This is a genomic window from Rathayibacter festucae DSM 15932, from assembly GCF_004011135.1.
Taxonomy (GTDB): Bacteria; Actinomycetota; Actinomycetes; order Actinomycetales; family Microbacteriaceae; genus Rathayibacter; species Rathayibacter festucae.
Genome location: NZ_CP028137.1, coordinates 1,406,450 through 1,426,013 on the forward strand (window position 1 = coordinate 1,406,450; position 19,564 = coordinate 1,426,013).

The window sequence follows — 19,564 nt, forward strand, 5'->3', positions numbered from 1 at the left end:
GGGAGTGGGGCCGGTCCGCGGGCCGGCCCCACTTCCGCGACCCTCCACCCTCTGACTTCGATCCGCACCGGATCAGGGCAGGCAGCGCTGCCTCGCCCCGACATGAAGGAGTTCCCATGAAACCCACCACACGATGGCGCGCCGCCCTGGTCGGTGCGCTCGCCTCGGTGGTCGTCGCAGCCGGCGTGGCACTGCCGGCCGTCCCGGCGACCGCCGCCGACGATCTCCTCGTCCGCTACGACTTCTCCCAGCTCTCCGGAACGACGGTCCCCGATGCCTCCGGCGGCGGGCGCACCGCGATCCTCCGCGGCTCCGGAGCACAGGTCTCGGGGAGCGAGCTCGTCCTTCCGGGAGGCGCGAGCGGCAGCGCCGCCGCCTACCTCGAACTGCCGCGCGGCCTCATCGACGGTCGCGACACCCTCACCATCCAGACCTGGCTGCGCAACGACACCGGAGCGGGCAACTACGCCGCCGTGTTCTTCGGGACAGCCGAGAGCCCGCCGTCCCAGTACTGGCTGCTCAACCCCCGCGACCCCGGCGGGCACTTCAAATCGGTCATCACCGCGAGCCGCAACGCGCAGGCGCCGTGGACGACCGAAGCGGGCATCCCCGCGAGCGGACCGACCGGACCCGGCACCGATGCCTCCTGGGGCCTCTACACCACCGTCCTGCAGCCCGGGAAGCTGACCGGCTACTACAACGGCCGCCTCATCGCCGAGACCGTGACGAACCGATCGGTCAGCGATCTGGGCACCGATCTCGTCGGCTACATCGGCCGCTCGTCCTACGCCGACCCCTTCTACAAGGGCCGCGTGCGGGACTTCCAGATCCGCACCAGCGCTCTCTCCGCCCAGCAGGTGGCGGACAGCTACTGGAGCGGCGTCGACGCCGGTGTCCGCACCGCGGCCCTCGCCTCCGACGCGGCGGCCATCGACCTCGGACCCTCCCGCGTGAGCTCCGACCTCGCACTCCCCACCACCGGCGCGCAGGGCTCGAGCATCCGGTGGACGAGCTCCGACCCGGCGCGCATCAGCAGCACGGGAGCGGTCACCCGGCCCTCCGGCAGCACCGACGCCGCCGTCACACTGACCGCGACCCTCACCCTCGGGGGCGCCTCGACCACCCGCGACGTCCCGCTCACCGTCGCCGCGCAGAACGCCCAGGCCGACCTCGACGCTCTCGCCGAGAGCATCGTCCTCCGCCCGACGCTCGCCGACGGCGAGCTGCTCCCCACCGCTCCCGCCGGCGCGACCCTCACCTGGCGCACCACGACCGCCGGCGTGAGCATCGCAGCGGGCGCGGTGCGCACGAGCGGCACGGCGGCCGTCTCCGCGACCGTCACGGGGGAGCTCCGCTCCGGAACGGCCACCACGACGAAGACCTTCTCCGTCCGCGTCCTCCCGGCGGGCCAGGCCCGCTACCTCCTCGCCTACGAGCGCACGGCGCTGGGATCGCAGGAGTACGGCGGCAACGTCGCCTACAGCATGCACCTCGGCCTCGGTACGACCCGCACCAGCACCGAAGCGCTCAACGACAACACGGGTGTCCTGTTCGCCGACGCTCAGCCCACCGGCGTGCTCGATGTCGTGCAGACCCGGACGCTCCGCGACCCCTACGTCTTCCAGCTCGCGACCGGCGGCTACGGCGTCCTCGCCACCCGCACGCTCACCAACGGCGACGTCGACCCCGAGCGCCGCGGAACGCCGCTCTTCTTCACCACCCAGGACCTCGTCTCCTACGAGCCGCGCGGCTTCGTCGACCTGGGCGTGACCGCGGCCTCCGAGCCGCGCGCCGTCTGGGACTCGGCGGCGAAGCAGTACAGAGTGACCTGGAAGGACGCGGCGGGAGCGGACTTCTCGCGGTCCTTCACCGACCTCGCCGACGCGGGAACCCGCGGCGACCTGCGCCGAGGCGCGATCTCGCTGCCCGATGCCGCCGTCTCCACCTCGATCACCGGAGCCGTGCCCTCCAACCTGCTGGTCGTCCCCGCCGACACCGCCTCCTCTCTCGAGAAGCGACTGGGCCGGATCCGGAACACCACCGTGGCCGTCGACGCCGCGACCGTCCCGCAGGGGGCGGCGGTGCCCGCGCTCGGTGCAGCGACGCTCGGCTACTCGGACGGCTCCACGAAGAAGCTGCCGGTCGACTGGTCGGCCGCCGATCTGGCCGCCGTGGACACGACCACGCCGGGGACCTACCAGGTCAGCGGAACCGTGCGACAGCGCGACTACGCGGCGCCGTTCCTGCGTGCCGAGGCCGACCCGGACATCCTCCGCTGGAAGGACCGCTACCTCTTCATCTCCACGGACGACCGCGGCGACGACCAGCCCGGCATGTTCCTGCGGAGCTCACCGACCATCGACGGCCTCCGCACCGCCGCCGACAGCATGGTCGTCGCGCAGGGCACGGCCGGAATCGCCGGCTGCTACTGGGCGCCCGAGCTGCACGATCTCGCCGGCGAGCTCTACATCTACTACTCGCCCTGCATCGGCGCGATCGACTGGCAGCGAGTGACGTCCTACGTGCAGAAGCTGAAGACCGGCGGCGACCCGACACGTCTCGCCGACTGGGAGACGCCTCGCCCCGTCCTCAAGCAGGACGGCACGGCGCTGCAGCGCGACGCTCAGCACCCCGGCATCAGCCTCGACATGACGGTCTTCCAGGACGGCGGCCGCACCTACGTGTCCTGGTCGCAGCGCTACGTCACCGGCGGTGTCGTCGGCGACGCCGAGCTCTGGATCGCCACCATCGATCCCGCGAACCCGTGGCGCCTCACCAGCGAGCCGCGCAAGCTCGTCACCGCCTCCTACGGCTGGGAGACCAACCTCACGAACGTCGCGGAAGGAGCGACGGCCATCACCCACAACGGGAAGGTCTACCTGACCTACTCAGGATCGGGAACCGACCGCACGTACGCCGTCGGCCTCCTGACCGCCCCGTCCGGCGCCGATCTCACCGATCAGACGGTCTGGGCGAAGTCCGACGCTCCGCTCCTGAAGAGCGACCCGGCCGCGAACCTGTGGGGCCCCGGACACAACAGCTTCACGGTCGACGAGGACGGCAACGAGGTCCTGGTGTTCCACGCCCGCTCGAACGGAAGCAGCAACCGCGACACCTACCTCCGCCGGATCCACTGGGCCGCCGACGGGGGACCGGTCCTCGACATGAGCGCCGCGGAAGAGGTGCTCACCTCGAATCGCACGGTCCGCGCCACCATCACCGTCCAGGCGTCGGCCGTCACCGTGACCGCGACCGCCACGACGCGCTGCATCTCCGGCAGGGCCGTCGTCACGATCACCACCCGCAACGCCGGCGCCGGCACCGCGGACGTCGCCTGGGTCACCCCCTGGGGCGCGCGCAGCCAGCAGATCGGTGCACAGAAGACGGGCACGCTGGCGATCACCACCCGGGCCGCCTCCCTGTCCGCCGGGACGCTCGAGGGAACCGCCACGGTGAACGGGGTCGCCACTCCGGTCACGGCGACCTACCCCGCAGCACGCTGCAGCTGAGACGACCGAGAGGGGGTCCGTCCACGTCGAGTGGGCGGGCCCCCTCTCGGCGTTCCCGGACACCGCGCGCGCCGGTGGCACCGCGCAGCGAATGACGACTCGGACCGCAGCTGGAGCGACAAGTGTGGTGATTCTCCGCTCTCGTGTCCTAGTCGGTCGGCGAGGCACTCTCGAGAGAGGGCAGGAGAGACACCGAGAATCGGAGGACGAGCGTGATCTCGCGTGGATTCTCGGACGGGACGCAATGGCAAGAGCAGTAGCAATAGCAATAGCAATAGCAAGGCAAATGGCAATGGCGGTGAAGGATGTCGAGCATCCGAGTGATTCCGGAATGCGCTGCGGGCGCGGCCTCGACTCTTCCGGAATCGTGACGTGGCAGGAGAAGACGGAAGGCCCCGGCCCGGCGAAGCGACCTCGCGCTGAGGTCGCTCGCCGGGCCGGGGCCCGCAGGTCGATGTCTCGGACTACATTCCGTCGGAGAGCATGGCCTGCACGAGCTTCACATGGCGCTCGAAGCCGAGCTCGTTGTACTCGGGGTTGTAGTTCAGGCCGTAAGGCCACATGTGGCCGCCGCCGCAGTTGATGGTCGCGGTGGGGCCGTCCCAGGTGCGCAGCAGCGGAAGGGCCGAGGTCCAGCCGTTGTTCTGGCAGCGGTCGACGAAGGCGTCGTAGCCGACTCCGACGGTGTGCGAGAGCTCGTGCAGGGCGGTGCCCTCCTGCATGTAGCCGCGGTCGGCGCCGAAGCGGATGGTGCCGTTCGGGTTCGCGTCGGCGGTGGGCACGCCGGGCACGTAGTAGACGGTGTAGAACCGGTCGATGTTCGAGAGGCGGTTGTAGCGCGCGACCGCCCGATCCATCGCGTCGGTGATCCGGGCGTAGGCGTCGAGCTCGTCGGCGGAGGGGTTCGCCGAGCGGACGAGGGCGTAGGTCATCTTCTGCACGGTCGGGTCGGTGATGCTCCACCGCTGCACCTTCGAACCGGTGCAGGTCCACTGCTGGATCGCGGCGCCGTCGGTCTGAGCGAAGTCCCTGTCGTCGAGGCAGAGGTTGCTGTGCCGGTTGAGGATCTGGCTGGATCCGCCGCCGACGTCCGTGATCTGCCACTGCTGGTTGGTGGCTCCCGTGCAGGTCCACTGCCGCACCTCGGCGCCGGGAGTGGATCCGAAGTTGTAGTCGTCCAAGCAGAGGTTGCTGAAGACGTTCTTGATCTCGGCATACCCGGTTCCCAGATCACGGATCTGCCAGCGCTGATTGCTCGATTCCGAGCAGCTCCACTGGCGGACTTCGGCACCCGGCTGAGTGACGAAGTCGAAATCGTCCAGACACATGCTGCTGTGCTGATTGCGGATCTCCTGGGCAGCGCCGACCCCGACGGGCGCGGTCGCGGCCTCGGCAGGAGCGGCGACGCCGAGGGTGGTCAGGCTCGCGATCAGCGCGGCCGTCATCGTTCCGAGTAGGCGTGTCTTGATGGTGGACTTCACTGTCCTGGACATGCAATGCCTTTCAGGTTCTTCGGCCGCCCTAGCGGGTGGTCGACGTACTGATCCGGTCCACCGCGGATACGGTGAGAAGATCATTGATCCGGCTTTTCGGCGCACTCTTCAGAAGGTCGAAAGACGCGACTCGACGCGATGGAGAGGCCGGCCTCCGGATCTTTCGAGGACGAGCAGATTGTTATCGTGAACACTCCTCCTGGTCCGATCTTGTGCGTGCCGGACGACTGCTGTCAAGCCGGAATGACGCCCCGACTGGGGGACAAGTCTCCATTCCGAGCGCCATTCGGCTTTGTGGCCGATGAGCGTCCGATACGCGTTCCGAATGCCGACAAGTGTCCGTTATTCGCGGAATGGATATTCAACTTGTTACCGTGAACAATCTCTTGCTACGGTGAAGCCGCCGCCACCGGGACGACACTCCTCCGTCCGCGGCCGGCCGATGGTTCGAAGCAGAGCCCGAGAGGATGCGTCACTGATGACGTCACGACTTCCGCGTCCCGGACGCCCCTCCGCCGAGTCGGCCCGCGGCCGACGACGCAGGGCCGGCTGGTCGACCCTGGCGATCGCCGCACTGCTGCTGAGCGGGGCGATGACCCCGCTCGGAGCAGCCGGCGCGGCGACCACCGTGCCGGAGCCGATCCTGCGCTACAGCTTCGACGAGAGCGGGACCTCGTCTGCCGTCGGGTCAGCGATCCCTGACGGGGCGATCGTCGCGGACGGAGCCTCGAGTCCGCACCCCGGAACCGTCGTCGGGTCCGGAGCCCGCTCGGTCGCCGGGCCCTCCGGTTCCGCCTCCGATCGCGCGCTCTCCCTCCCCGGAGGCGCGAGCGGATCGACCGCCGCCTCCCTCCGGATCGCCCCGGGGCTGATCCCGGCCGGCACGGTGGACGTCACGATGTCCGCGTGGCTGCTCTGGAGCGGCTCGCCGGAGTGCACCTGGCCCTTCACCCTGGGGTCGGGCGTCTCCGCGCACCTGCTCGCGACCACGCAGTGCGGCGCGTCCGCCTACGGGGCCCTCACGAACGGCACCGAGGTGCGCGCGTCCGCTCCGGCTCCGGTCCCCGCCGCCCGCTGGGTCCACATGGCCGTCGTCGTCGACGGCGGCGACTCCGTCTCGACCTACCTCGACGGCAGCCTCGTCGGGCGTGGGGTGACGACCTCCACCGCGGTGGCCGCGATCGGCTCCAGCACCTTCTCGGGCTACCTCGGCAAGTCGTTCTACGGCGCCGACGCCTTCTGGGCCGGTGCACTCGACGACGTCCGAGTGTGGTCCTCCGCGCTGTCCGCCGAGCAGGTCCAGCAGAGCGCCGCGGATGTCCACTCGGCGCTCGCGACCAAGGACGCGGCGGTGTCGCTCGGCGGCACGTCCGCTGTCACCGCGGATCTCTCCCTCCCCGCCGGCGGCGCGAACGGCTCGACTCTCACCTGGTCTTCCAGCGCTCCCCGCACGGTCTCCAGCACCGGAGCGGTCACCCGGCCGGCCGCCGGCAGCTCCGATGCCGTCGTGCAGCTGACCCCGACCGCCACCCACGGGGCGGCGACCGTCATCGGCTCACCGACCACCGTCACCGTGAAGGCGTTCGCCGCCGGTGACAGCGCGCAGGCCGAGCTCGCTCGCGCCGTCGCCGACGCCGTGCGCAGCGACCCGGCGCTGCAGGGGCCGGTCCGCGGCAGTCTCTCGCTGCCCGACTCGGGAGCCGAGCTCGACGCGGTCGCCTCCCGAGCGGGAGCCGCGGACGCGGTGATCGAGTGGTCCTCCTCCGTTCCGACCGTCGTCAGCGCCGTCGATGAGGGCGCGGAGCCGGACGTCGTCCGGAAGGGCTCGGTCACCCGCGGGAGCACCGACACCGCCGTCACCCTGACCGCCACCGTGCGCGTCACCGGGACGACCCCGGTCACGGTGTCGCTGCCGGTCACGGTGCTCGCCGCCTCGCCTCTGGACCCGGCCGACCTGGACGCCTACCTGTTCGTCTACTTCACCGGCGACAGCGTCGAGGGCGAGAAGCTGCGCTTCGCGACGTCCGACGGCGACAACGCCCTGCAGTGGAAGACCCTCAACGACGCCCAGCCGGTCCTCACCTCGACCAAGGGGACCCAGGGGCTCCGAGACCCGTACATCCTGCGCTCGGCCGAGGGCGATCGCTTCTTCCTCATCGCGACCGACCTCTCCGTCGGCCGCTCGGGCTGGGGAGAGGCGACCAGCAACGGCAGCCGCCACCTGGAGGTCTGGGAGTCCACCGATCTCGTGAACTGGGGCGAGCAGCGCCACATCGAGGTCAGCGTCCCGAACGCCGGGATGACCTGGGCGCCCGAGGCGACCTACGACCCGGCCATCGACGCCTACGTCGTCTACTGGACCTCCTCGATGTACCTCGACGACGCGCGCACCCGGCCCGACGGCAACGGGCCGCAGATCGTCACCTCGATCACCCGCGACTTCCGCACCTTCACCGAGCCCGAGCCGTGGTTCGCCTCCGCCGACGTCGCCGGGCTGAACAAGGGCAACGGCCTGATCGACGCGACCGTGCTCAGGGAGGGCGATCAGTACTACCGCTTCACCAAGGCCACCCAGTCCTCCGGGTGCCCGTCACCGGACATCATCGGCCAGCGCTCCAGCGACCTCCGCGCCACCACCGCCTCCGGCGCCTGGAGCCTCATCGACACCTGCATCGGCCGCACCGCCGGCACCCCCGAGGTGGAGGGTCCCGAGATCTTCCGCGCGAACCCCGGCGACACCAGCGGCTACCGGTACTTCCTCTGGGTCGACAACTACGGGGGAGTGGGGTACATCCCGCTCGCGACGAACTCGCTCGAGGGCGACATCCAGTGGACGTACCCCGCCGCGTTCTCGCTGCCGAGCTCGCCCCGGCACGGCTCCGTGGTGTCGATCACGGCGAAGGAGCGCGACGCGCTCGCGGCGAAGTGGAACCCGGCCCTCCTGGTCACCTCGGTGAAGCCCGTCGCCGCCACCGCCCCGGTCGGCGCCACGACGGTGGCACTGCCCGCCACCGTCTCGGCCGGCTTCCGGGACGGTCACAGCGAGACCGTCGGCGTGACCTGGCGCACGGCCGACCTCTCAGGGCTGAAGAAGGCCGGCGACAGCGTCCAGGTGACGGGACGGCTGCAGAACTCGTCGGCGACCCTCGCCGTGGCGACGATCACGGCTACGGCGCCCCCGGCGGCCCCCGCGATCGCGGCGACGGCCACGGCGTCGACCCGCTGCGTGCAGGGCAAGGTCGTCCTCTCGGTCGTCGCGACGAACCCGAACGCCTTCCCGGTGAAGATGGTCGTCACCTCGACCTCGGGCTCGAAGACGTTCGCGGAGGTGGCCGCCGGCAAGAGCGTCACCCACTCGTTCACGACCCGCACCGCTGCGCTGCCCGCCGGCTCCGCGACCGCCACGGCGACCGCGTTCGTCGCGGGCAAGCCCGCCGCCGCGACGGCCACCGCGCCGTACGCGGCGGCGAGCTGCGGCTGAACCCTGTTCCTTCCACGACCCGACCGACCACCCGACACCACTGAACCGGACGGCGAAGCTGCCGTCTCGAGAACGGAGAACACCCGCATGCAGAACCACACCTCCACGGCTCGCTCCTTCCTCCTCCGCGGAACCGCCGGTCTCGCCGGAGGCCTGCTCCTGCTCGGCGTCGCCGGCACCGCCTTCGCCGACGAGCAGCAGGGCGCCGACGACGTCGACGTCAACGTGCAGATCGCGCCGCTCACCGGCGGCGGCGCCCTCTCGATGACCGTCGCGAGCGACTCCACCGCGCTGACCGAGAACGGCTCGAACAGCGTGGCCCGCCAGTTCACCGGCACGCTGCCCACGGTCACCGTCACCGACACCCGCGACGCGGCCGACATCCCCGCCGGCGCCGGCTGGTACGTGCTCGGCACGGCGAGCGACTTCGTCTCGTCGACCGGCGACACCATCGGCGCGGAGAACCTGGGCTGGGCGCCGAACCTGATCGACGGCGGCGACTCCGGTCTCGTCGCGGAGGGCGACGTCGTCGACACCGCCCTCGACGGCGGCCCCGACGGCGTCGGCCTCGTCGACCAGGAACTCCTCGCCATCACCAACGACAGCGCCGGCGTCGCCGCCGAGGGCTCCTGGACCGCGAACGCGGCCCTGACCCTCAAGACCCCCACCACCGTCGAGGCGGGCGACTACAGCTCCACCCTCACCCTCTCCCTCTTCGAGTGACCCGGCGCACGCCGGCCGAGCAGCCGCCGTCGTGCCCCTTCCCTGCTGGTCGAGTGGGCGCCCCGGCGGCGCGTGCGCTTCATGCTGGTCGAGTAGCCGCCGCAGGCGGCGTATCGAGACCCACCTCGCCGACCACGGTGGATCTCGACCCACCCGCTCCGCGGCCTCCTCGATCAGCACGCCGACGTCCCCGCCCGCCACCGCCCGCCCCTTTCCCCCAGGGATGACCTTGCGCTCACCGCACCCCCGATCACTCGGCCTCCGTTCCTGATGGCAGCCTTCCGCCCTGACGCGGTTCCCAGCACCTGCCGCTCCTGCGCCGCCGGCCGGTCCCTCGACGCCCTGATCCTCATCGAGCTCGCGCGAGGCGTGAACTGCGATGAGTCGCGCCTGCTGTCGGCTCTGGCGGTCCGAGTGGATCACCGGATCGGCCTCGTGCAGTTGCGGTCACGACTCCGCGAGCTCGCGAACCGAGGACTGGTGCTGCTCGAAGGACACCGCCGGACGATGCTGCTGCGCATCGCGCAGTTCTCGATCACCCGTGCCGGCCGGGACTCCCTCGCCGCTCACGCGCGAGCGCTGGACCTCCTCGCGGAGGAGATCCACGTCGCGCTCCTCACCCGGCGCTGACGGCGACGCCACCCGGACCCACGCGCGCACCGCGGTCGGGACGGGGACCGTGGTCGCCACGAGGCGGTGCCGGGGCCCCGCGCGGTCGCCGGTCAGCCCGCAGGGTGGCCGCTCCTGCCGGTCGAGCAGCCACCGACACGGCCACTCCTGCTGTCCCGAAGAGCCACCGAGGCAGCCCGTCGTGCTGGTCGAGCAACTGCCTCCAACGGTGTGTCGAGCGGAGGGGGCGCTTCGGCGCCGGCGCATGGCGGGTAAGAGACGGCCGTCCTCACGGTGGGTGGGTCTCGATACGCCCCTTCGGGGCTACTCGACCAGCATGTCTGCGGACCTCTCTTCCAAGTAGACCCACCCGTGCTGGTCGAGTAGCCGCCTCCGGCGGCCCCTGCATGCTCGTCGAGTAGCCGCGTCCGGCAGCCCTTGCATGCTGGTCGAGTAGCCGCCTCCGGCGGCGTATCGAGACCCACCATCACCGAGACATCCGGGAGCGAGTCTCCTCCACACTCGCGATCCGACGGCGTTGTCCCCGATCAGCCGATGGTTCCGCCTCCGGTGTCGGTGGCTCCTGCTTCAATACGCGTATGTCAGAAGATGAGAACGCAGCAACACTCGCGGAGGTGCGCGACTGCTTCACCGACGCCGCGACCGCCGAGCGCGCCGCATCCCCGACGCGCCTGAGAGCCGCAGAACGCATCCACCGCGGCTACCGCGTCGCGCTCACCGTCCCGGAATCGTTCGCCCGCGGTGCGACCCGGAGCGAGACCCGGGACCTGGTCGAGCGCTCCATCCGCGCCGAGCTCGCGGTCACGATCGGCGTCTCCGAGCGGGAGGTCTCACGTCGGCTCGAGACCGCGCAGATGCTGATGGAGCACCTTCCCCTCACCCGCGCCCTGCTCCGCGACGGTCGGATCCTCTGGGAGGTCGGCGAGGCCGTCTGCAGGACCGCGAGCAGCCTCCCGGAGGCCTCCCGCTCCGCACTCGACGAACGCGCAGCCGTCGCCGCGCTCACGATGACGACCACGCAGCTGCGCCGCGCACTCAGCCGCTGGCGCGAGGAGCTGCACGAGCAGCCCCTCGCCGAACGCCACGCCCGCGCGAAGGAGGACCGCGCCGTCTGGGTCACCCCGGACATCGACGGCATGGCGACCCTCTGCGTCCACGCTCCCGCGCCGGCGGTGACGGGCGCTTACGACCGCCTCCGCCGCATCGCGCGCACCCTCCGCGACGACGGCGACCCCCGCACCCTTCAGCAGTTGAGCGCGGACGCGGCGGTCGATCTGCTCTGCGACGGTGACATCGCCGGAACCACGCCGAACGCCGAGCACCGGCCCGACCCGACCTTCGTCCCCGGCATCCGCGCCGAGGTCCGGCTGACCCTCGCCGCCTCCACCGCCGTGGGTCTCGACGACGCTCCCGCGGATCTCGACGGATACGGCCCGGTCCCCGCCGAGATCGCCCGCGAGCTGATCCGCACGGCTCCTTCGTTCACCCGGGTCCTCACCGATCCGGAGACGGGCGCGGTCGTCTCCGTGGGACGCACCCACCGGGTCCCGCCGCCGCAGATGCGCCTGCACCTCCAGCTGCGGGACCAGACCTGCCGCTTCGCCGGCTGCACCCGGCCCGCCGCGACCAGCGAGGCCGACCACACCCTCGAGTGGCGCAACGGCGGCGAGACGTCTTTGGAGAACCTCGTCTCGCTCTGCACGTCCCACCACCACATCCGGCACGGGGACCAGTGGACCTACGTCACAAGCGACGACGGAATGATCGTCTGGACGAGCCCGACGGGCCGGCGGATCAGCAACCGGCCACCGGCACTCCCCGGGCGTCCGCCCGACCCGCCACCGAAGCCCCGCTTCGAGGACGTACCCGCACCGTTCTGACGACGGTGGATCTCGATACGCCCGCTGCGCGGGCTACTCGATCAGCATGAATCGCCCGCAGGACGCGTCGGTGTGAGCCCGCACGTGCTGCCTGAACCGCGCGTCGGGTGCGCCGGCGTGCGCCCGCACATGCGGTCGAGCAGCGCGCAGCGCGTATCGAGACCCACGACGTGCAGAGCGGTCGATCTCGATACGCCCGCTGCGCGGGCTACTCGATCAGCATGAATCGCCCGCAGGCATGTCGGCGAACGTCCGCACATGCTGGTCGAGCAGCGCGCCTCGCGACCGATGTCGTGCCGGGCGGTGGATCTACTTGGAAGAGACGCCCGCAGACATGCTGGTCGAGTAGCCCCGCAGGGGCGTATCGAGACCCTCCTACCCGAGGACGTCGGTCTCTTCCCCGCTCTGCGCTGGCGCCGGAGTCGCCCCCTCCGCTCGATACGCCCGCTCCGCGGACTACTCGATCAGCATGAATCGCGCGCAGGACGTCGGTGTGAGTCCGCACATGCTGGTCGAGTAGCCCGAAGGGCGCATCGAAACCCGCCGCCGTCAGGCGGGCACCCGCCGAGGCTGCGACACAGGGGACTCGGTCGGCACGGCGGCGGCGGCGACCGACGCCGGGTCCTCGCCGCTGCGCAGGGGGAGGAGGCGGAAGTGCTGGCGGTAGGGGCCCTTCTCCGGGGTGTTGCTGTACTTCTCCGGGCGGGTCTGCACGTCCCAGTTGCCGCCCTGGAGGCCCTCCTGGGCGGCGTCGACCCGGACGACCGTCCTCGTCGACGAGGGGACCTCGTGCCAGTGCCTGCGGTCGGCCAGCTCGTCCGGGCTGTTCGGCTGAGCGTTGAAGAACATGCTCCCGGCCGACGTGCTGCCGCCGGACGCACTGCCGCCGGACGCACTGCCGCCGGACGCACTGCCGCCGGAGGTGCCGTCGCCGGCCAGGACGAGCACGCCCGCGCCGCTGCCGTCGACGAGGGCGGCCCAGCGGGTGTCGGCCTTGTTCGCACTGTCCTGCGGCCGGCTGTAGCGGGTCGGCTGGTCGTCGACGGCACCGCTCCAGCGGCCGAAGAACGCCGACGCCCGGCGGTCGGCGGACGACTCGTGCGGGCCGCGGCCGTACCAGTGCAGGGTCGAGAGCTCCGGCGCGAGCCCGAACGTGGTGCCGACGACCTGCGGGTTCGGCGTGCCCTCGACCGGCGAGAAGGTGGAGAGCACGTCGACCTGACCCGTGCCGTGGATCGTGTAGACGATCGACTGCGGAGAGGTCGTCACCCGGCCGCTCGGCCGGAACGGCACCGCCGTGGTCACCGACCCGTCGACCGTGATGCGGACGGCGCCCGGCGTCTCCTCGACGTCGACCCGATCGATCGCCCACTCCTCGCCGACGCCGCGCCAGGGCAGCGACGGCTCCGGGCGCTCGAGCCGGATGTCCGGGATGGAGAGCTCGGGGTCGTTCGGGGTGCGCCAGAAGTTCGGCAGCAGCGGCGCGGCGAGCCGCTCGCGACCGCCGTAGCGGAGCGAGGTCAGGCGCCCGGTGGAGCGGTCGACGGTCGCCGAGAACGCGGGCCCGCGCACGACGATCGCCGTGCCCTCCTCGGTCGCGGTCACCGGCGGCAGATCCCGCGACGCCCGGCGGCGGGCCGCAGAGGCGTCGACGGGCAGCTCGAACTGGGCGCGCGCGATGACGTGACCCGCCTCCGCCCAGGCGGTGGGCGCGGCGAGGGCCAGCTGCACGTCGAGGCGGCACTCGCGCGCCGCGTCCTGCGCAGCTGGCTCCGGCAGCAGGTAGGGCAGCGTGACCCGCCCCTCCTCCTGCGGGCCGATCGCCCACTCCGCGCCGGGCAGCGAGCCCTGCTGCACCGGCTCGCCGTCCGCCGACACGGTCCAGTGCACGACGTAGCCGTCGAGCCCGGTGAACAGGTGCTCGTTCGCGACGAGGAGCTCGCCGGCGCGCAGATCGACCGCGGTGACGGAGACCGGCTGGTAGGCGAGCGCCGCCTCGGCCAGCTTCGGGGTCGGGGTGCGGTCGGCGAGGACGAGGCCGCTCATGTGGGCGCTCTCCTGGTTCGGCTCGTCGCCCCAGTCGCCGCCGTAGGCGAGGAACTCCTCCTCGGGCCGGTCGGGGCGCGGCCAGTACAGGCCCTTGTCGGCCCAGTCCCAGAGGAAGCCGCCGGGCATCGCGCGCGGGTCCTCGCGCGCGGCCGCCCAGTACTCCTCGAGGTAGCCGGAGGTGTTGCCCTGGCTGAAGGCGTACTCGACCAGCAGGTAGGGCCGCGGATCCCGGCGCGAGCGCTCGGCGAACTGCGCGACCGGCGGGTAGAAGTCGCCGTCGAAGTCCGAGAGACCGGCCGGGACGACCCAGGTGCCGGAGCCGACGGGGTCCTGGTAGCTGACGGGGCGGGTCGGGTCGTGCTCCTTCGCCCACTCGTACATCGCCTGCAGGTTCGCGCCGACTCCGGACTCGTTGCCGATCGACCAGGCGATCACGCTGGGGTGGTTCTTGTCGTGCTCGACCATGCTCCGCATCCGCTGGAGCAGGGGCGCGCGCAGCTCGGGGCGGTCGCCGGGCAGGAAGGGCGCCCCGTCGTCGTCGATGCGGTTGATGTGCGTCTCGTTGTTCGCCTCGTCGACGAGGTAGAGCCCGTACTCGTCGGCCAGGTCGTACCAGCGCGGGTCGTTCGGGTAGTGCGAGGTGCGGACGGCGGTGATGTTGCTCTGCTTCATCAGCCGGATGTCCGCGATCATGTCGTCGCGGCTCAGCGTGCGGCCGGTGCGCGGGCTCCACTCGTGCCGGTTGACGCCGCGGAGCGAGACCGCCCGGCCGTTCACGAGCAGCACGCCGTCCACGATCTCGACGCGGCGGAAGCCGACCCTCACGGCGACGCGCTCGAGGACGGCGCCGGTCGCGTCGCTCAGCTCGACGAGGAGCGTGGAGAGCTCCGGCGTCTCCGCGGACCAGAGTCGCGGGGACGAGACGGGGATGCTCGCCTGGCTCGCCGCGCGTCCGTCGGCGTCGAGAGCGACCGTCCGACTCTGTCCGCCGACCTCCGCCGCACCCGGCGCGGTGCCGTCGAACAGCCGCGTGCGGAGCTCGAGACCGGCCGCGGACGCCCCGGCGTGCGCGTCGATCGCGACCGAGACCTCGACCGACCCGGCGGTGAACGTGTCATCGAGCGGGGTGCGCACCGTGACGTCGCGGATCATCGCCGCCGCGCGCGAGAGCAGCCGCACGCTCCGGAAGATCCCGGAGAGGCGGACGTTGTCCTGGTTCTCGAGGTAGGAGCCCGTGCACCAGCGGTGCACCTCGACGGCGAGGACGTTCGAGCCGGCCCGCACGTGCTCCGTGACCTCGAACTCGCCGGTCGTGTAGCTGTCCTCCCGGTAGCCGAGGCGGTGCCCGTTGAGCCAGACCGAGCAGGCCGACTCCACGCCGTCGAACTGGAGGAAGGTGCGGCGCTGCTCCCAGCCGTCCGGCAGCTCGAAGGCGGTGCGGTACTGGCCGACCGGGTTGTAGAGGGTCGGCGCGTTCGGGTAGTCGCCGCGCGGGTCCGGCTGCTCGTGCCGCCCGTTCGCGCCGGTCCAGGGCAGCACGAGATTGGTGCCGATCGGGAAGTCGTAGCCGTGCAGCTGCCAGCTGGCGGGGACCGGGACGGTCGGCCACGCCGAGTCGTCCCAGTCCTCGGCCGCGAAGCCGTCCAGGCGGCCGGCCGGGTTCGGCGCCCAGTGGAAGCGCCAGTCGCCGTCGAGGCTGTGCGCGAGCGGCGTGCTCGCGCGGTCGCCCTCCAGTGCGGCGTCGAGCGTGGCGAAGGGGGTGAGCACGGCGTGCGCCGGCTCCGTGCCCCACTCGAACACGTCGGGGTCGTTCCACTCCTGGGCGAGGGTCATGCGGTGCTCCTTGGGGTGCGTCGTGCGTGGGGCGTCGGGCTTGGTGCGTCGGGCGTGCAGCGGTGCGCGGTGACAACGGAGTCCCCTCCCTCCGCCCGGGTCGCGGGCGAGGGGAGGGGACGGGTGAGCCGCTACTGGTCGTAGGCGCTCTGCCAGATCTCGGCGTAGCGGTCGGCGCCGAGGCTGGTCAGGGCGTCGAGGTAGGACTGCCAGTCGGCGTCGCTCTCGGGGTCGCGGACGCCGGTGACGAACTCGGCGGTCGCCGTGGCGACGCTGCTCTCGACGTTGGCGGTGAGGGTGGAGAGCTCGCTCGCGTCCTCGGAGGGGACCCAGATGTTCCAGTAGGGGAACATCGCGTCGGACTCCTTGCCGGCGTACTGGTCGGTCGCCTCGAACAGGCGGCGCTCGAAGCCCGCCTCGGTGTAGATGTCGAGCGGCTGGACCTGGCTGGCGCGGAACTCGGCCGTGTCGAACACCTGGGCCATCGGGCCCCAGTTGCCGTTGTAGTCGGCCTCGTTCGACTCGTCCATCTTGGTGTCGACGAGGGACGGCTCGAGGCTCTGGTCGAGCGCGATCTCGCCCTCCTCGGGGGCGCGCCAGCCGATGCCCTCCTCGCCGAACTCGCCGCGGACGTGGCCCTCGGGCGAGAACAGGTAGTCCATCATCTCGACGATGACCTTCTGCTCCACCTCGTCGGCCGCCTTGGTCACGACGAAGGTCGCGCCGGGGACGCTCGGGAGCAGGAAGGTGGCGTTCTGGCCGCCGGGGCCCGTCAGCGGCGGGAGCAGGTCGTACTGCGTGTCGCGCCCGTCCTCCTGGCCGATGGTCACGGCGAAGCCGGGGTGGATGGCGGTGAAGCCGCCGATGAGCACGCCCTGCGCCGCGTTGCCGGTCGCGGTCATCTGGTCGCCGCCCTGCGAGAAGGTGGCGGGGTCGATCAGGCCGGCGTCCCACAGCTTGCGGAGGAACTTCAGGCCGTCGCGCCAGCCGTCCTGCATGGTCTGCAGCTGCACGGTGTCGCCGTCGAGTCCGAGCGAGACGGGCTGCCCGTTCGCGCCGGAGCCGGTGTTGAACGCGTTGTAGATGAAGGCGTTCATGATGTACGGCACAAGCGACTGCTGGGTGCTGCCGGTCAGCGGGATCTCGTCGGCCTGGCCGTTGCCGTTCGGGTCCTGGGTCTTGAAGGCCTGCATCACCGCGAAGAACTCGTCGGGCGTGGTGGGAGCGGCGAGGCCGAGGGTGTCGAGCCAGTCGGTGTTGATCCAGAACTTGTACGGGTAGGAGCAGTGGTAGCAGTCGTTCCACTGCGGCAGGCCCCAGATCTTCCCGTCCGGCGTTTCGGTGAGCTCCTTGAAGCCCGGCTCCGCGTCGAGGGCCGCCTTGATGTTCGGGCCGTTCTCGTCGATGAGGTCGTTGAGCTGCACGAGCAGGCCCTGGTCGCCGTAGCGCTGGAGCTCGGCGCGGCTGAACTGCGAGGCCCACGGGACGAGCATGTACGCCTCGGGCAGGTCGCCGCCGGCGAGCGAGATCTGCCGCGCCTCGGCCGCCTCGGACGCGCCGTACGAGGTGGTCTCGAACTGGATGTCGACGTCGAACTCGTCCTCGAGGACCTTGGTGAACGAGTTGGTGTTCAGGTCGATCTGCGCGCCCTGCTCGCCGAAGATCCGGATGACCTTGCGGTCCGCCTCCGGGCTCTCGCCGGTGCAGCCGGTGAGCCCGATGATCGCGGTGGTGAGGACGGCGCCGAGGAGGAGGTGCTTCCTCCGCGCGGCGACTCTGCCGTGCTGTGTGCGAGAGAACAAGGTGTTTCCTTCCATGGGTGAGAGAGCCGCGGGGGAGTTCCGCGCGACCGGGGGGAGTCGGCCCTGTGCGGGCCGTGCTCGGGGTGCTCAGCCCTTGACGGCGCCGAGCATGATGCCCTTGTTGAAGTACCGGGCGACGAAGGGGTAGAGGATCATCACCGGGACCGTCGAGATGACGATCAGCGAGTACTTGAGGAGATCCGCGAGCTGCTGGCGCTCGATCTGCGCGGCCGCGTCCATGCCCGGTGTCGCCTGATTGAGGATCAGGACGTTCCGCAGCACGAGCTGCAGCGGATAGAGGCTTGGATCGCGGAGATAGAGCAGTGCGTCGAAGTAGGAGTTCCACTGGTAGATCGCGTACATCAGCGCGATCACCGCGAGCAGCGGCTTCGAGAGCGGGAGCACGATCGTCCAGAGGAAGCGCAGATCGCTCGCGCCGTCCAGCTGCGCCGCCTCGTACAGCTCGTCCGGGATGGAGGAGCGGAAGAAGACGACGGCGATGATCACCTGCCAGACGCCGACGGCCTGGGGGAGGATCAGCGCCCAGCGGGTGTCGAGCAGGCCGAGCTGCTGCACCACCAGATAGGTGGGGATGATGCCGCCGGCGAAGAGCATCGTGAAGATGACGCCGAGGGTGATCCCGCCGCGGCCCCAGAAGTCCTTCCGCGAGAGCGGATAGGCGATCGCGACGGTCAGCGCGAGGCTGACGAAGGTGCCGGCGGCCGTGTAGAAGAGCGAGTTGGCGAAGCCGGTGACGATCGTCGAGTCGCCGAGGGCGCGCTCGTAGCCCTCGAGGGTGAAGTCGATCGGCCAGAAGCTCACCCGGCCGGACGAGACGGCCAGCGGCGAGCTGAACGAGCTGGCCAGGATGTAGAGCAGCGGCAGGAGGACTGCGAGCAGGAACGTCGTGAGCAGGACGTAGACGGCGATCATGAAGACGCGGTCGACCATCGGGTCCTTGATCCGGGTCGCACGCTGCCGGCGGCGCGGCGGCCGGGCGGCCTCGCCGTCCTCGTGAGCGGTCGTCGATGGCGTGTCGAGTGCGGTCACCAGAGCCCCTGTCCCGTGATCCGCTTCGCGAGCGAGTTGACGCCCAGGAGCAGGACCAGATTGATCATTCCGTTGAAGAGCCCGATGGCTGCGGCCTGACTGAAGTCGGCGTTGAGCAGACCCACTTTGTAGACGTAGGTGGGGATGATCTCGGACTGCGAGAGATTGAGGGAGTTCTGCAGGAGGAAGGCCTTCTCGAATCCGATCGCCATCACATTGCCGACGCCGAGGATCAGGATGGTGATCGCCGTGGGCATGATGCCCGGGATGTCGACGTGCCAGATCTTCTGCAGCCGGCTCGCGCCGTCCATCCGGGCGGCCTCGTAGAGCGAGGTGTCGATGGAGGAGAGGGCCGCGAGATAGAGGACGGCGGAATAGCCGGTCGTCTGCCAGACGTCGCTGAAGACGTAGATGTGCCGGAAGAAGTCCGGGTCGCCGAGGAAGTCGATCGCCCCGAGTCCGAAGAACGACGTGACGTCGCTGACCGGGCCGAGCTTGGGCGAGAGGAAGAGGATCGTCATCGAGATCACGACGACCGTGGAGATGAAGTACGGCGCGTAGGTGACCATCTGCACGGTCCGCTGGAAGAACCGCAGCCGCACCTCGTTCAGCGCGAGCGCGAGCAGGATCGGGAACGGGAAGCCGGCCAGCACCACGTAGGCGGAGAGCAGGAAGGTGTTCTTCAGCAGCGTCCAGAAGATCGGGTTCGAGAAGAACCGCTCGAAGTGCTTGAAGCCCACCCACGGGCTGCCCCAGACGCCGTCGATGACGTTGTAGTCCTTGAACGCGATGATCGCGTTCGACATCGGCACGTACTTGAAGACGATGAAGTAGAGCAGCGGCGGCAGGATCAGCAGGTAGAGCTGCCAGTGCCGCCGGAAGCTGCGCCGGGCGGCGCGGAAGCCGCGGGCGTTCGAGCGGCCCCGGATCGACGCCGGGCCGCCGGGGACGGGCGCCTCCGGGCCGGGGGCGCCGGGCACGGTCGAGCCGGGGACGGTGGTCCCGGGCGCGCCGGTCAGCGGCATCACCATGCCGTGCCGACCGGTGTCGGGAGGAGGGGCGGACGGGTCGCCGTGCAGGCGTCGCGTGCCCCTGGTCGGGTCGTCATGTCGAG

10 protein-coding genes are annotated in these 19,564 nt (G+C 70.8%); 5 read left to right on the forward strand and 5 right to left on the reverse strand.

Annotation, left to right across the window (positions count from 1 at the left end):
• Positions 1-116: 116 nt before the first annotated feature.
• Positions 117-3,509, forward strand: a complete 3,393-nt coding sequence (locus C1I64_RS06570; RefSeq protein WP_127886641.1) for a family 43 glycosylhydrolase — start codon at positions 117-119, stop codon at positions 3,507-3,509.
• A gap of 464 nt (positions 3,510-3,973) precedes the next feature.
• Here the strand turns inward: C1I64_RS06570 and C1I64_RS06575 are convergent, their stop codons facing one another.
• On the reverse strand, positions 3,974-5,002 hold the full coding sequence (locus tag C1I64_RS06575) for an RICIN domain-containing protein (RefSeq protein WP_164874463.1): 1,029 nt from the start codon (positions 5,000-5,002) through the stop codon (positions 3,974-3,976).
• Between the two features lie 478 nt (positions 5,003-5,480).
• On the opposite strand from C1I64_RS06575, the gene C1I64_RS06580 reads away from it, so the two are divergent.
• The 4 genes from C1I64_RS06580 to C1I64_RS06590 all read left to right on the forward strand — a co-directional run bounded on the left by C1I64_RS06580 (position 5,481) and on the right by C1I64_RS06590 (position 11,716).
• Positions 5,481-8,483 (forward strand): LamG-like jellyroll fold domain-containing protein, encoded by a 3,003-nt coding sequence (locus tag C1I64_RS06580; protein ID WP_164874464.1) that lies wholly within the window; start codon positions 5,481-5,483, stop codon positions 8,481-8,483.
• An 87-nt stretch (positions 8,484-8,570) separates the two neighbouring features.
• Positions 8,571-9,206 (forward strand): hypothetical protein, encoded by a 636-nt coding sequence (locus tag C1I64_RS06585; RefSeq protein ID WP_127886644.1) that lies wholly within the window; start codon positions 8,571-8,573, stop codon positions 9,204-9,206.
• 480 nt (positions 9,207-9,686) lie between these two features.
• On the forward strand, positions 9,687-9,836 hold the full coding sequence (locus C1I64_RS19990) for a hypothetical protein (protein WP_164874465.1): 150 nt from the start codon (positions 9,687-9,689) through the stop codon (positions 9,834-9,836).
• A gap of 578 nt (positions 9,837-10,414) precedes the next feature.
• Positions 10,415-11,716, forward strand: a complete 1,302-nt coding sequence (locus tag C1I64_RS06590; protein ID WP_127886645.1) for an HNH endonuclease — start codon at positions 10,415-10,417, stop codon at positions 11,714-11,716.
• Positions 11,717-12,265: 549 nt separating this feature from the next.
• Here C1I64_RS06590 and C1I64_RS06595 read toward each other — a convergent pair.
• From C1I64_RS06595 to C1I64_RS06610, 4 genes are all read right to left on the reverse strand, one after another.
• The gene (locus tag C1I64_RS06595) at positions 12,266-15,598 is read right to left on the reverse strand and encodes a glycoside hydrolase family 2 TIM barrel-domain containing protein (protein ID WP_127886646.1); all 3,333 of its coding nucleotides are present in this window, start codon (positions 15,596-15,598) and stop codon (positions 12,266-12,268) included.
• 131 nt (positions 15,599-15,729) lie between these two features.
• Positions 15,730-17,400: a type 2 periplasmic-binding domain-containing protein gene (locus C1I64_RS06600; protein WP_164874466.1), complete on the reverse strand. Its 1,671-nt coding sequence runs from the start codon at positions 17,398-17,400 to the stop codon at positions 15,730-15,732.
• Positions 17,401-17,487: 87 nt separating this feature from the next.
• Positions 17,488-18,450 carry a carbohydrate ABC transporter permease gene (locus tag C1I64_RS06605; RefSeq protein ID WP_244209413.1) on the reverse strand — a complete coding sequence of 321 codons (963 nt, stop codon included), beginning with the start codon at positions 18,448-18,450 and terminating at the stop codon, positions 17,488-17,490.
• A complete protein-coding gene (locus C1I64_RS06610; RefSeq protein WP_243581908.1) occupies positions 18,447-19,481 on the reverse strand; it encodes an ABC transporter permease in 1,035 nt (344 codons plus the stop codon). The genes C1I64_RS06605 and C1I64_RS06610 overlap by 4 nt, the downstream gene beginning before the upstream one ends.
• Positions 19,482-19,564 lie beyond the last annotated feature (83 nt).